This window comes from Kitasatospora cystarginea (assembly GCF_039533515.1).
Taxonomy (GTDB): Bacteria; Actinomycetota; Actinomycetes; order Streptomycetales; family Streptomycetaceae; genus Kitasatospora; species Kitasatospora cystarginea.
The window spans coordinates 1-12,625 of sequence record NZ_BAAATR010000054.1; the positions used below are offsets into that span (position 1 = coordinate 1).

The 12,625-nt window shown below is 70.2% G+C and carries 13 protein-coding genes and 2 pseudogenes; 8 read left to right on the forward strand and 7 right to left on the reverse strand.

All coding sequences use genetic code 11. The features are described 5' to 3' along the window. The first annotated feature begins 356 nt into the window (after positions 1–356). From ABD369_RS35870 to ABD369_RS35885, 4 genes are all read left to right on the forward strand, one after another. Complete coding sequence (locus ABD369_RS35870) at positions 357–1,145, forward strand: gamma-glutamyl-gamma-aminobutyrate hydrolase family protein (RefSeq protein ID WP_344640834.1); 789 nt, start codon at positions 357–359, stop codon at positions 1,143–1,145. 86 nt (positions 1,146–1,231) lie between these two features. Further along, a complete protein-coding gene (locus ABD369_RS35875; RefSeq protein ID WP_344640875.1) occupies positions 1,232–1,909 on the forward strand; it encodes a FadR/GntR family transcriptional regulator in 678 nt (225 codons plus the stop codon). Then, entirely contained in the window at positions 1,906–3,351 is a 1,446-nt protein-coding gene (locus ABD369_RS35880) for an amino acid permease (RefSeq protein WP_344640835.1), read from the forward strand. The genes ABD369_RS35875 and ABD369_RS35880 overlap by 4 nt, the downstream gene beginning before the upstream one ends. Positions 3,352–3,433: 82 nt before the next feature. Then, positions 3,434–4,450 carry an asparaginase gene (locus tag ABD369_RS35885; protein ID WP_344640836.1) on the forward strand — a complete coding sequence of 339 codons (1,017 nt, stop codon included), beginning with the start codon at positions 3,434–3,436 and terminating at the stop codon, positions 4,448–4,450. Positions 4,451–4,479: 29 nt separating this feature from the next. Here the strand turns inward: ABD369_RS35885 and ABD369_RS41355 are convergent. The 3 genes and pseudogenes from ABD369_RS41355 to ABD369_RS35895 form a co-directional block, all read right to left on the reverse strand. Next, a pseudogene (locus ABD369_RS41355) lies at positions 4,480–4,890 on the reverse strand (Hsp20/alpha crystallin family protein); the annotation flags it as partial. A 19-nt stretch (positions 4,891–4,909) separates the two neighbouring features. Further along, positions 4,910–5,560 (reverse strand): nucleotide exchange factor GrpE, encoded by a 651-nt coding sequence (gene grpE, locus ABD369_RS35890; RefSeq protein ID WP_344640837.1) that lies wholly within the window; start codon positions 5,558–5,560, stop codon positions 4,910–4,912. A 47-nt stretch (positions 5,561–5,607) separates the two neighbouring features. Then, a pseudogene (locus ABD369_RS35895) lies at positions 5,608–7,057 on the reverse strand (Hsp70 family protein). A gap of 160 nt (positions 7,058–7,217) precedes the next feature. On the opposite strand from ABD369_RS35895, the gene ABD369_RS35900 reads away from it, so the two are divergent. Next, the gene (locus ABD369_RS35900) at positions 7,218–7,547 is read left to right on the forward strand and encodes a helix-turn-helix domain-containing protein (RefSeq protein WP_344640838.1); all 330 of its coding nucleotides are present in this window, start codon (positions 7,218–7,220) and stop codon (positions 7,545–7,547) included. 71 nt (positions 7,548–7,618) lie between these two features. Here the strand turns inward: ABD369_RS35900 and ABD369_RS35905 are convergent, their stop codons facing one another. From ABD369_RS35905 to ABD369_RS35920, 4 genes are all read right to left on the reverse strand, one after another. After that, positions 7,619–8,023, reverse strand: a complete 405-nt coding sequence (locus tag ABD369_RS35905; protein ID WP_344640839.1) for a DUF2267 domain-containing protein — start codon at positions 8,021–8,023, stop codon at positions 7,619–7,621. A gap of 57 nt (positions 8,024–8,080) precedes the next feature. Further along, complete coding sequence (locus ABD369_RS35910) at positions 8,081–8,485, reverse strand: DUF2267 domain-containing protein (RefSeq protein WP_344640840.1); 405 nt, start codon at positions 8,483–8,485, stop codon at positions 8,081–8,083. Between the two features lie 65 nt (positions 8,486–8,550). Beyond that, entirely contained in the window at positions 8,551–8,874 is a 324-nt protein-coding gene (locus ABD369_RS35915) for an STAS domain-containing protein (RefSeq protein ID WP_344640841.1), read from the reverse strand. A gap of 86 nt (positions 8,875–8,960) precedes the next feature. Next, positions 8,961–9,395: an Hsp20/alpha crystallin family protein gene (locus ABD369_RS35920; RefSeq protein WP_344640842.1), complete on the reverse strand. Its 435-nt coding sequence runs from the start codon at positions 9,393–9,395 to the stop codon at positions 8,961–8,963. A 109-nt stretch (positions 9,396–9,504) separates the two neighbouring features. On the opposite strand from ABD369_RS35920, the gene ABD369_RS35925 reads away from it, so the two are divergent. Genes ABD369_RS35925 through htpG form a run of 3 tightly spaced genes read left to right on the forward strand, consistent with a single transcriptional unit; the run spans position 9,505 to position 12,407 of the window. Next, positions 9,505–10,182 carry a type III effector protein gene (locus ABD369_RS35925; RefSeq protein ID WP_344640843.1) on the forward strand — a complete coding sequence of 226 codons (678 nt, stop codon included), beginning with the start codon at positions 9,505–9,507 and terminating at the stop codon, positions 10,180–10,182. Then, a complete protein-coding gene (locus tag ABD369_RS35930) occupies positions 10,157–10,504 on the forward strand; it encodes a hypothetical protein (protein ID WP_344640844.1) in 348 nt (115 codons plus the stop codon). Before ABD369_RS35925 ends, ABD369_RS35930 begins: the two co-directional genes overlap by 26 nt. Continuing rightward, the gene (gene htpG / locus ABD369_RS35935; RefSeq protein ID WP_344640845.1) at positions 10,497–12,407 is read left to right on the forward strand and encodes a molecular chaperone HtpG; all 1,911 of its coding nucleotides are present in this window, start codon (positions 10,497–10,499) and stop codon (positions 12,405–12,407) included. Before ABD369_RS35930 ends, htpG begins: the two co-directional genes overlap by 8 nt. The last annotated feature ends 218 nt before the right edge of the window (positions 12,408–12,625 follow it).

Consider the following 12,625-nt stretch of genomic DNA (forward strand, 5'->3'; position numbering starts at 1 on the left):
CAGAGACCTTCGACAAGCCTCATCTTCCCAGCACAGAAGGCACTTTCGCGTTCCCGCTCATGATCTGGACACCACCGCAAGTGAAACGCGCAGGTTAAGGCTCACTTATCTGTCGCGAAGATGTCTTTTCTTGTGCTTAAGCATGAACGGCAGCAGGATTCTTGCTCGCGGCCCGGATGCGCAAGCCTCCACCCCCCGGGTCCGCGACCCACCACCTCCCTCGTCGGGCGCGTTCGTGCGTCCGCGGGGCCGTGCACCCCCTCTTCCGCAGCCTCCTGACCCCGCGTCCGTCGGGCGGGTGGGCTGCGGAGGAGACGGCCGTCGACGATCGACTCCCGCCCCCGAAAGGAAGTGGTATGCCCAAGCCGCTCATCGGACTGACCACCTACCTCGCCGACGCTCAGTGGGGGGAGTGGGAGCTGCCCGCCGCGCTGCTGCCCGCGGCGTACATCAGCTGTCTCCAGGCGGCGGGCGGCCGCGTGGTCCTGCTGCCGCCGGACGCGCCGGAAGCCGCGGCCGATGTCGTCGCGCGCCTGGACGCGATCGTCCTGACCAGCGGCGAGGACGTGGATCCCGCGCTGTACGGGGCGCGGCCGCATCCGTGCACGGGACCGCCGGTCCGCGAGCGCGACCAGTGGGAGTGGGCTGTGCTGGCCGAGGCTCTCGCGCGTGACATGCCGGTGCTCGGAGTGTGCCGGGGAATGCAGTTGATGAACGTGCATGCCGGCGGAACCCTGATCCAGCACCTCCCCGAAACGGTGGGTCACCACGGGCACAACCTGCACGGCGGCCACTTCTCCCCCCATGCCGTCACCACGGTGCCGGGGACGCGGATCGGCGCGCTCCTTCCGGGGACCCGCCAGGTCGCCACGCACCATCATCAGGCGGTGGACTCCCTCGGGGCCGGCTTGATCGTGGGCGCCCGCACGGCGGACGGCACCATCGAGGCGGTCGAGAGCACCCGGCACCGCTTCGCGGTCGGCGTGCAGTGGCACCCCGAAATGGCTTTCGATTCGGCCGTGGTGCACGCCCTGGTGGCCACCGCCAGGTCGGCTCCGAACCCCGCCCCGAGTCGCATCGCCGAGAGCAAGGTGCGCATCCGGCGGAGTACACCGGAGGTCACTTCGTCGACCCCGATGTCTTGACACCACTGTGCTCCGACGCCCAGGATCACCCCGTGAACCTGTCAGACAGCCAGACAGGTGGTCCGGTCCCACGGCGCGTCAGCGCGATGGAAGCGGTGTTCGGCCACCTGCGCAGCGCCATCGAGCGCGGTCAGTACGCCCTGGGGGACAAGCTCCCCTCGGAAGCAGAGCTGTGCCGGACCCTGGAGGTCAGCCGGCCCGTGCTGCGGGAGGCACTCCGGGCCCTCCAGGCCATGGGCCTGACCGTCTCCAAGACCGGCAAGGGCACCTTCGTCGTGGCGAACACGGTCGAAGACCCCACCTTCGGCGACTACGCGGCCAGCGATCTCCTGGAAGTGCGCCGGCACGTCGAGATCCCGGTCGCCGGATACGCGGCGCTGCGCCGGACCCCGGAGGACTTGGACCACCTGGCCCACCTGCTCGACCGGATGGAGCGGGAGACCGACACCACCGCGTGGGTCGCGCTGGACACCGTGTTCCATCTGGCGGTGGCCGAGGCCTCCGGCAACCCGGTCTTCCGTCGGGTCATCGAGGAGATCCGTGACGCACTGGCGCGTCAGTCGACCTTCCTCAACGAGCTGGGCGGTCGGCGCGAGCAGTCCAACTGCGAGCACCGGGCGATCGTCGAGGCCTTGGTCGACGGTTCCGAGTCCGACGCCGTCGAGGCGATGTCCCACCACCTCCACCGCGTGGAGGCCACCCTCACCGACATCGTGCGCCCCCAGCGCGCGGACACCTCAAGAGAAGGCAGAGCCGAGGCGTGAGCGAGCAGTTCCTCAAAGACGAGAAGCGCCCCACGACCCGTCACGTCGATGCCGGCGACACCGGCTACAGCAAGTCCCTGAAAGCCCGGCACGTCAACATGATCGCCATCGGCGGCGCGATCGGGACCGGGCTGTTCCTCGGCGCGGGCGGACGGCTCGCCGACGCCGGGCCCTCCCTGTTCGTCGCGTACGCCGTCTGCGGCGTCTTCGCGTTCCTGGTGGTGCGAGCGCTCGGCGAGCTCGTCCTGTACCGCCCCTCCTCCGGCGCCTTCGTCTCGTACGCCCGGGAGTTCCTCGGGGAGAAGGGCGCCTACACCGCCGGCTGGATGTACTTCCTCAACTGGGCGACCACCGGCATCGCCGACATCACCGCCGTCGCCACGTACACCCACTACTGGCACCTGTTCTCCGACGTTCCGCAATGGGTGATCGCGCTCATAGCCCTGGCCGTGGTCCTCACCGTGAACCTCATCTCGGTGCGGATCTTCGGCGAACTGGAGTTCTGGTTCGCCATCGTCAAGGTCAGCGCCCTGGTCGTCTTCATGGGCATCGGGATCTTCCTGCTCGTCACCCAGCACCCGGTCGACGGCGCCGTACCCGGTCCGTCCCTCATCACCGACAACGGCGGGATCTTCCCCAACGGGCTGCTGCCGATGCTGCTGATCATCCAGGGCGTCGTCTTCGCCTACGCCTCCGTCGAACTGGTCGGTGTGACGGCCGGGGAGACCGAGAACCCCGAGAAGATCATGCCGAAGGCGATCAACTCGATCATGTGGCGCGTGGGCCTGTTCTACGTCGGCTCGGTCGTCCTGCTCTCGATGCTGCTGCCCTGGAACCGGTACACCTCCGGCCAGAGTCCCTTCGTGACGGTGCTCTCCCACATCGGTGTCCCGGCGGCGGGCAGTGTGATGAACCTGGTCGTCCTCACCGCGGCCATGTCCTCACTCAACTCCGGCCTCTACTCCACCGGCCGCATCCTGCGCTCCATGGCCGTCAACGGATCGGCCCCGCGTTTCACCGCGCGAATGAGCCGCACCCAGGTGCCTTACGGCGGCATCCTGCTCACCAGCGGCATGTGTGTCCTCGGTGTCGGCCTCAACTTCGTGGTCCCCGCCGACGCGTTCGAGATCGTGCTCAACCTCGCGGCGATCGGCATCATCGCCACCTGGGGCATGATCATGGTCTGCCATCTCCTGTTCTGGCGGAAGACCACGGCCGGCGAACTGACCCGCCCCGACTACCGCCTGCCCGGCTCGCCCTGGACCGAACTCGTGACGCTGGCCTTCCTCGCTGCCGTCCTGGTCCTCATGTACGCCGACGGCGGCGCCGGACGCACCACCGTGCTGTGTGTACCGCTCATCGCCGCCGTGCTCGTCGCCGGCTGGTACGCGATCCGCGGCCGCCTGGCGCGCGACGCGACCACGGGCCACGATCCTTCCTGATCTACCGTCAAAAGGCGTCGGGCTCGCGGCACTTCGTGAGACCGGCGCCACCCGTAGCGACCCATCATCGAACGAGGCAGTGATGCTCAGCAGTTCCCTCGCGGACGCGCCCCCGATCCGTGAGCCCATCCACGCACCCGTCGCCCACGTCACCCGCGGCGGCATAGTCGAGGGCGTCCACCACGGCTCCGTCGTCGTCCTCGACGCCGCCGGCGAAGTACCGTTCCGGATCGGCGACATCGAGGTCGCCTGCTACCCGCGGTCGGCCCTCAAGCCGCTGCAGGCCGTCGCCATGGTGCGCGCCGGGCTGCCGCTCGAGGGCGAACTCCTCTCGCTCGCGATGGGCAGCCACTCCGGCGAGGAACGCCACCTCGCCGGCACCAGGCGGATCCTCGAACTGGCCGGGCTCACCGAGGACGACCTGCGCAACGTCCCGGACCTTCCGTACGACCCGGCCGTCCGCGACACCTGGGTGCGGGACGGCCGCCCGCCCTCCCGGCTCGCCCAGAACTGCTCCGGCAAGCACGCCGCGATGCTGTACCTGTGCCGGCTCAACGGGTGGCCGCCGCAGGACTACGACGCCCCCGGGCACCCGCTCCAACGGATGATCGCGGAAGCCGTGGAGGACCTCACCGGCCAGCGCATCGCGCACGCCACCGTGGACGGCTGCGGCACCCCCCTGTTCGCCGTCTCCCTGCACGGCCTGGCCCGCGCCGCCGCGCGCATCGCCACCGGCGCACCCGGGACCCCTGAATTCCGGGTGGCGGACGCGCTGCGCAGCCACCCGGAGATGGCCTCCGGCGCCGGACGGGACGTGGCCGAGCTGATGCGCGCGGTGCCTGGGCTGATCGCCAAGGACGGCTTCGAAGGCGTCCACGTCGCCGCACTGCCGGACGGCCGCGCCGTCGCCGTGAAGATCGCCGACGGCGCGAACCGGGCGCGCGTTCCCGTGATGGCGGCCGCGCTGGCCCTCGCGGGAGTCGACGCACGGCTGCTCACCGGGTTCGCGGGGGAGCCAGCGACCGGCGGCGGTCGGCGCGTCGGCGGCGTCCGGCCGGTGGCGGCGCTGGACCCGTCGGTCCTGCTCGCTCCCGCGTGACCCGACCCACCACTCCCGGCACTCACCGCGCTGGCGCGAACGGGCGCCGGCAGGCGCACGATCCGCTCGAACGAGCCGTACCGGAAATTCGATCGCTGGGCCGTGCGCTTGTCCGCGCTGTGCTCGGCGCTGACGGCGAGGACAGCGTCATCGACGGTGACCGTGATCTCCTGCGGCTCCAGACCGGGAAGCTCGGCGTGCAACACGTAGGTGCCATCCGCCAGGTCCTCCTCGATCGCGATCGGGCGGCGGTCGTACGTGCCCCAGCGCAGCGGGGTGGTGGGGATGCCTCCTCCATTCGCTCGACCGGGTCGGGCAGCCGGGTGTTCGGGAGCAGCGTCATCGACTGAGCCATCACGGCCGCCCTTCTCCACGGCGGAATCCGCGTTCCGCCTATTCGCGTGTGCTTCGTAACGGCCCGGGAAACGGGCAGGCCGCACGGAGGCGTGGACGAATGTCCTATGCCGAGTCGGTGCGATCGGACACGGAGGAGCCGGCGCTCTGCCGGTCCGGGGCGGGCGGCTGTTCGACCGCCACCTGGGCCGGGCGCAGCAGGATCTCGCCGAGCCGGTAGCCGACCCGCAGGATCTGGGTGCAGGTGGGGCGGTCGACCTGGTCCGATTCGGTCGAGGTAACGGCCTCGTGGAGGGCAGGGTCGAAGGGTTCGCCCTCGGTCCCGAACTGCTGCACCCCGAGCGCGGCCAGTTGTTCCTCAAGGCTCCTGGCGACGGTGTCGAAGGCCGCCGCGGTGTCCTCGTGGGCTTGGGCGCGGTCGATGGTGTCGAGGATCGGCAGGAGCGAGCGGAGCACCTCGGCCACCGCACTGGCGTGGATGGCGAGGCGTTCGCGCTGGACGCGCCGGCGGAAGTTGTCGTACTCGGCCTTCACCCGCTGCAGGTCTTGAGTCCGCTCGGCCAGCGCGGCGCGCAGCGACTCACCGTCGGCTCCCGCAGGAGCTTGGCCGGGCGAGGGTGCGGCGCCGCCACCGAGCAGGGCGCTGGCGGGGCCGCCAGCACCCTGCTGGCCACTGGGCTTGGCGGGCCGTTCCTCAGCGCCGGGCCGAAGCTGCAGGGTGTCCGGGTCGATGCGCCGCTTGTCGCGGATGACCACAGGCGAACGCTGCTCTTCGGGTTTCTTCCTCGGCCTGGATGGGGTGGTCATACGGCGCCTCGCTTGTGCTCGTCCTCATCCACGATCTCGGCGTCCACGACCTCCTCTCCTTCCTCGCCCTGGGGGCCGGTTGCGCCGCCACCTGGTGCACCGGGGGCGGTCTGGGCATAGATGGCCTGGCCCAGTTTCTGGCTGACCTGGGCGACCTTGTCGCTCGCTGCGCGGATCGCGGCGGTGTCCTCGCCCTTGAGCTTGTCCTTCAGCTCCGCCAGGGCCGTCTCCACCTCGTTCTTCACGTCGGCCGGGACCTTGTCCTGGTTGTCCTGAAGGAACTTCTCGGTGCTGTAGGCGAGTTGCTCGCCCTGGTTTCGGGTCTCGGCGGCCTCCTTGCGGCGGCGGTCCTCCTCGGCGTGCTGCTCGGCTTCCCTGATCATGCGGTCGATGTCGTCCTTCGGCAGGGCGGAGCCGCCGGTGACGGTCATCTTCTGTTCCTTGCCGGTGCCGAGGTCCTTCGCGGCCACGTGCATGATGCCGTTGGCGTCGATGTCGAAGGTGACCTCGATCTGCGGCATCCCGCGCGGGGCCGGCGCGATCCCGGTCAGCTCGAACATGCCGAGCTTCTTGTTGTACGCGGCGATCTCCCGCTCGCCCTGGTATACCTGCACGGTCACCGAGGGCTGGTTGTCCTCGGCCGTGGTGAAGACCTCCGAGCGGCGGGTCGGGATCGTGGTGTTGCGCTCGATCAGCTTGGTCATGATGCCGCCCTTGGTCTCGATGCCCAGGGACAGCGGGGTGACGTCGAGCAGCAGGACGTCCTTGACCTCGCCCTTGAGCACGCCGGCCTGCAGGGCGGCGCCGATGGCGACGACCTCATCCGGGTTGACGCCCTTGTGCGGGTCTTTGCCGGTGAGCTTCTTCACCAGGTCGGTGACGGCGGGCATACGGGTGGAGCCGCCGACCAGGATGACGTGGTCGACGTCCTTCACCTCGATCTTGGCGTCCTTGACGGCCTGGTGGAACGGGCCCTCGCAGCGCTCCAGCAGATCGGCGGTGAGCTGCTGGAACTGGGCGCGGGTGAGCTTCTCGTCCAGGTGGAGAGCGCCTTCGGCGGAGGCCGTGATGTAGGGCAGGTTGATCGTCGTCTCCGTGGCCGCCGACAGCTCGATCTTCGCCTTCTCCGCGGCCTCCCGGAGCCGCTGGGCTGCCATCTTGTCCTTGGACAGGTCGATGCCGTAGCCGTTCTTGAACTGCTTGACCAGGTAGCCAGCCGCTCTCGCCCATGTGCCGCTTCACCGAGCGCGCGGTGCGGTCCACGTTGGTGACGGCCTGGCGCTTGGCGACCTCGCCCACGAGCACCTCGCCGCCCTTGCCGAAAGCCACCACCGACGGGGTGGTCCGGGCGCCCTCGGCGTTGGCGATGACGGCCGGCTCGCCGCCCTCCAGCACGCAGACCACCGAGTTCGTCGTTCCGAGATCGATACCGACTGCGCGAGTCATCTCCGACCTCCTTCATCGCGTGCACGTACAGAACTTCCCTACATCGACACATAAAACTTGAGCCTCCTCATGTCAAGGTATTCGCAGGTGGCAGTGCGCGATGCGGAAGGCGCGCGGGTCGCTGCACAGCGCGTGGCTGGGGCTGGAGGAAATCTGTAGCGTGGAGGTGAGGTTTCGTGAGCGGCGAGGTGAGGCCGTGGTGCTGCCGATCGACGATCCGGACGCGGCGCTCTACGCGGTGGGACAGGTCGCGGCCGTGCTGCATGTCCAGGTGGCCTTCCTGCGGCGGCTGGACGAGCAGGGCGTGGTCGTGCCGGGTCGTTCGGCGGGCGGCCAGCGCAGGTACTCGCGCCGGGAGATCGACAGGGTCGCGGCCCTGGTGAAGCTGATCAGCGAGGGACTGACCCTGGAAGGCGCGCGCCGGGTACTCGATCTCCAGGTGCGGGTGGAGAAGCTGGAGGCCGACCTCGGCCGGGCCCGCGGCCAGTGATACCGGGCGCCTCCGCGTAGCGCGGGCGCGCGTCCTGGCGCCGCCGCTTGATCCCCGCCCTTGGGCGGCTCTCAGGCGGCGGCGGTGGCGGTGAGGTCGGCGCGGCCGAACAGGAGCGCGTAGCTGCGGGGCAGGCGGGCGAGGAGACGGTCGGTGAGCCGCTCGCCGCCGAGGGATGCCAGGGCGGCCAGGACGGAGGAGGCGTCCCAGCGAGCTGCGGTGAGGCTGGTGTTCAGGACTCGGGCGACGGCTTCGACGAAGGCGGGGGCGGCGACGGGCTTCGGCAGGGGGATCTGCGAGGCGAAGACGGCGCGGGCCCGCTCGGGGAGCGTGGCGGCCAGCTCGCAGCGTTCGTCGCCGGTGAGCTGGGAGCCGAGGACGGCCAGGACGGCGGTGAGGACGCGTTCGGCTTCCTCGTCGCTGGGGTAGCGGCCGAGGGTGCGGACCTGCTGGATCAGGCGGCGATGCCGGGTCATGACGGGTGGCCTTCCAGGGGCGGGCCGCCGCCGTGTGGGCGGCGGCACGAAAGCGGGTCAGGGTCGGTGGCCGGGGGCAGGGCGGCCGAACAGGACGTCATAGCCGGGCGGCAGCTGGAACAGGACACCCTCCATGAGGTCGTCGCCGGCGGCGTCGGCCACCGTGGACAGGACGGCGCCGATGTCCCACACGGCGGTCTTCTCGGTGGCGCCCTCGATCCAGGCGGCGGTGGCGCGCACGAACCGTTCGGGACTGAGCGGTTCGGCGGCCTGCAGGGGGTTGAGCAGGATCAGGGCGAAGGTCTCGGGCAGACGGGCCGCGAGCTTCGCGCGCACGTCGCCGACCAGGTGGGCGCCGAGCAGGGCCAGCACGACGCGGGCCGCACGCTCGGCGTCCTGGGGTGTGTCGTACTCTCCGCGTTCCTGGACCTGGTCCAGGAACGCCTCCCATCGAAGAGTCACCGCGCATTCCTCCCTTCCTCCCGGCACGGACCAGGCCCTGCCGGATGCGGGGCGTGCGAGGCCGATCAGAATTCGGCGGCCAGGCGGCGAGTAAGGCCGGTGAGCTTGAGGAGCCTGGCCACGGGGTGGCCGACCCCGTGCAGGACGAGCCGCCTGCCGCACCGGTCGGCCTGGTTGCGGGCCTGGACGAGGACGCCCAGGCCCGAGCAGTCCATGAACGTCACCTCCGACAGGTCGAGCACCACCTCCCGGTGCGCCTCGAGCGCGGCGGCCAGCCGCTGGCGAAGCCTCGGGGCGGTGGCGACGTCGATCTCACCGCCGACCCTGACCACCAGCGGTGTCGGCCGCCCATCGCGTACGGCGTCGCCAGTCGCGATGGCGCGGGCCAAACCAGGGGATGCGGGGCCGGATACGGGGGTGTTCCGTGCCGTCCCCTCGGGGGGCGGGGACGGCACGGAACGGCACAGGGACGCGGTCAGGCCTTGATCTCCTTGCGGCCACCGCTGTGGCTGATCGCGATCTTGCGGGGCTTGGCCTTCTCGGCGACCGGGATCTTCAGGGTCAGCACGCCGGCGTCGTAGTCGGCCCTGATCCCCTCGGGGTCGAGCGTGTCGGAGAGCATGACCTGGCGGGAGAACACGCCGAGCGGACGCTCGGACAGCTCCCACTTCACGTCCTCACCCTCGTGGCGCGGGCGGCGCTCGGCCTTGACGGTCAGCATGTTCCGCTCGACATCGATGTCGATCGCCTCCGGGTCCACGCCCGGCAGGTCGAAGCAGATCACGTACTCGTCGCCGGCGCGGTAGGCGTCCAGCGGCATCGGGGTCGGCCGCGACCACGTGCCGGTCGTGTTGAAGAACTGCTGGGTCAGCCGGTCCAGCTCGCGGAACGGGTCAGTGCGCATCAGCATCGCGAAACACCTCCACTGATCGATGGGTGCCAGTGCGCTTCACCTGACACCGTTCTAGCACGTCATCCATCCGATGACAAACATAGGGCGTCGTCCGTAAAATGACAGCATGAGCAAGAAGCCCCCGCAGCCCGCCCCCAGGCCCGATCCGGTCTCCTTCCTCGCCGCCGCCGCGGCGCTCGCCGCCATTGACGACGCCGTCCGCACCGCCCGGCAACCCGGCCGTCCCGCGGACCGGGACACGCAGGAAGGCGGCGCCGAACAGGCCCTGGCCGCGCTGGTACTGCTGCGGGAACTGCGCACCCAGCTCGCCGACTGGGAGGCCCCACTGGTGGAGACCGCCCGCGCGGCCGGCGCCACCTGGGCCGACCTCGCCCAGCCCATGGGCGTCGCCAGCCGCCAGGCCGCCGAGAACCGCTACCTGCGTCTGCGCCCCACCAAGAACGCCTCCGCCGGCGCGGAGACCGGCGCCGAGCGCGTCAAGGCGGTGCGCGACCGCCGGGCCGCGGACCGCGCCGTCACCGCCTGGGCGCGCGACCACGCCGCCGACCTGCGCGTGCTCGCCGCCCAGGTCGCCGCACTCACCGACCTCGCGCCCCAGGCCCGCCCCGCACTGGCCGACCTCACCACCGCCCTCGGCACCCCCGACCCGGCCAGCCTGATAGCTCCGCTCGCCGCGATGCGCCCCCACCTCGGCACGGGCCACCCCCACCTCGCCACCCGCCTCGACGACCTCACCCACCACACCGACCAGCTCCGCCATGACAGCGACCAACGGCGCACCTGACCCCGTCGCCGCCGCCGAAGAACGCTGGCAGCGACTCCAGGACCAGCTCGAGACCGTGGGCATCCGCATGCGGACCGAGACCGGCTCCGCCATCGCCTCCATCGACGCCTGCCTGCGCAGGCTCGACGCCATGCGCCAGGACCTTGCCGACCACCTCGGGGTCCCCCCGGCCGAGACCTGGCCGCCCGATCCCCGACGACCGGAGTGCGCCACGTGCAGCCCCGTTCGCCTACCATGCCGCTGCCGCAGGCGCGAGCCGTCCAGGCTCACGCCGAACCCGTTCCCCACGCCTCACCCGGAAAAGGAGACCCAGAGTGGGTAGCACTGTCGAGACGCTGGAATTCCAGGCCGAGACCCGTCAGTTGCTCCGGTTGGTGATCCACTCGATCTACTCGAACAAGGACATCTTCCTGCGCGAGCTGATCTCGAACGCCTCCGACGCACTGGACAAGCTGCGACTGGAATCGTTGACCGACTCCGGCCTCCAGGCCGACACCTCCGACCTGCACATCGCCCTCGAAGTCGACCGGGGCGCCCGCACGCTGACCATCCGCGACAACGGGATCGGCATGAGCCGGGACGACATCGTCGAGCTGATCGGCACGATCGCCAAGTCCGGCACCGCCGGCCTGCTGGACAAGCTCAAGGAAGCCAAGGACGCCGCCGCCGCGCAGAGCCTGATCGGGCAGTTCGGCGTCGGCTTCTACTCGGCGTTCATGGTCGCCGACAAGGTCACCCTGCGAACCCGGCGGGCCGGCACCGACCAGGGCACCCTGTGGGAGTCCGACGGCCAGGGCACCTACGACATCCAGGCCGTCGACGGCCTGCCCACCGGCACCTCGGTCACCCTGCACCTCAAGCCCGCCGACAGCGAGGACGCTCTCGCCGACTACCTGTCCGAGTGGAAGATCCGCCAGATCGTCAAGCAGTACTCGGACTTCATCCGCTGGCCGATCCGGATGGCCACCGAGCGCACCGACGCCGACGGCGGCGGCGAACCGGAGACGCTGAACTCGATGAAGGCGCTGTGGGCCCGTCCGCGCAGCGAGGTGACCGAGGCCGAGTACCACGAGTTCTACCAGCAGATCAGCCACGACTGGCAAGAGCCCGCCGCAACCATCCACATGCGCGCCGAGGGCACCTTCGAATACGAGGCGCTGCTCTTCCTCCCCTCGCAGGCACCGTTCGACCTGTTCTCCCGCGACACCCGGCGCGGCGTCCAGCTGTACGTCAAGCGGGTGTTCATCATGGACGACTGCGACGCGCTGATGCCGAACTACCTGCGCTTCGTCAAGGGCGTCGTCGACGCCCACGACCTGTCGCTGAACATCTCCCGCGAGATCCTGCAGCACGACCGCCAGATCCAAGGCGTGCGCCGACGCCTGGTCAAGAAGGTCATCGGCGCGATCAAGGACATGCAGACCAAGGACAGCGAGACCTACGCCAAGGTCTGGGAGCAGTTCGGCCGCGTGCTGAAGGAAGGCCTGATCGAGGACACCGACAACACCGACACCCTCCTCGAACTGATCTCGGCCGCCTCCACCCATGATCCGGAGAAGACCACCACCCTGCGCGAGTACGTGGCGCGCATGAAGGACGGCCAGGACGCCATCTACTACCTCACCGGCGAGAGCCGCGCGATGGTGGAGAACTCCCCCCACATGGAGGCGTTCGCCGCCAAGGGCTACGAGGTCCTCATCCTCACCGACCCCGTCGACGAGGTCTGGACCGACCGGATTCCGGCCTTCGACGGCCACCGCCTGCAGTCCATCGCCAAGGGCCAGGTCGACCTCGACGAACCCGCCGACGGCGACCAGGAGGCCAACGCCGACAAGGCCCAGCACGAGCAGGACTTCGCCGCCCTGCTGCCCTGGCTGACCACCACCCTGTCCGAGCACGTCAAGGAAGTCCGCCTGTCCTCCCGGCTGACGACCTCGGCCGCCTGCATCGTCGGCGACGCCCACGACATGACCCCCACCCTGGAGAAGATGTACCGGGCCATGGGACAGGAACTGCCCGCCGTCAAGCGGATCCTGGAACTCAACCCCACCCACCCGCTGATCACCGCGCTGCGCACGGCACACCAGGCCAACCCCGACGACCCCGCGCTGGCGGAGATCGCCGAACTCGTCCACGGCAGCGCCCTGCTCGCCGAAGGCGGCGACCTGCCCGACCCCGCCCGCTTCACCCGGCTGCTCACCGGCCGCCTGACCCACACCCTGTAACGGCACGGGGTGCGGCCGGCCATCGCTCAACGAGCCCCGGCCCGCCGCACCCCACCCCGGCCAACAAGCATCACCAGGCGGGTCAACACCGCACAGGGCGCCACCGGATCGCGCCTCCCCCGTCAGACCTGACCGAGCGGGCGGGGCGCGGTGGCGTGCCGCTTCCAGGAGTGATGAACAGAGCACCGCTGTCCTCGCTGGCATGAGGAGCCCCCGCG

What these genes read in the sequence shown, in the direction of transcription:
- ABD369_RS35905 (WP_344640839.1), bottom strand. Translation starts at nt 8,023, where the DNA reads ATGACCCGGCATCGCCGCCTGATCCAGCAGGTCCGCACCCTCGGCCGC.
- ABD369_RS35920 (WP_344640842.1), bottom strand. Translation starts at nt 9,395, where the DNA reads ATGCTGATGCGCACTGACCCGTTCCGCGAGCTGGACCGGCTGACCCAG.
- ABD369_RS35925 (WP_344640843.1), top strand. Translation starts at nt 9,505, where the DNA reads ATGAGCAAGAAGCCCCCGCAGCCCGCCCCCAGGCCCGATCCGGTCTCC.
- ABD369_RS35870 (WP_344640834.1), top strand. Translation starts at nt 357, where the DNA reads ATGCCCAAGCCGCTCATCGGACTGACCACCTACCTCGCCGACGCTCAG.
- ABD369_RS35885 (WP_344640836.1), top strand. Translation starts at nt 3,434, where the DNA reads ATGCTCAGCAGTTCCCTCGCGGACGCGCCCCCGATCCGTGAGCCCATC.
- ABD369_RS35875 (WP_344640875.1), top strand. Translation starts at nt 1,232, where the DNA reads ATGGAAGCGGTGTTCGGCCACCTGCGCAGCGCCATCGAGCGCGGTCAG.
- ABD369_RS35930 (WP_344640844.1), top strand. Translation starts at nt 10,157, where the DNA reads ATGACAGCGACCAACGGCGCACCTGACCCCGTCGCCGCCGCCGAAGAA.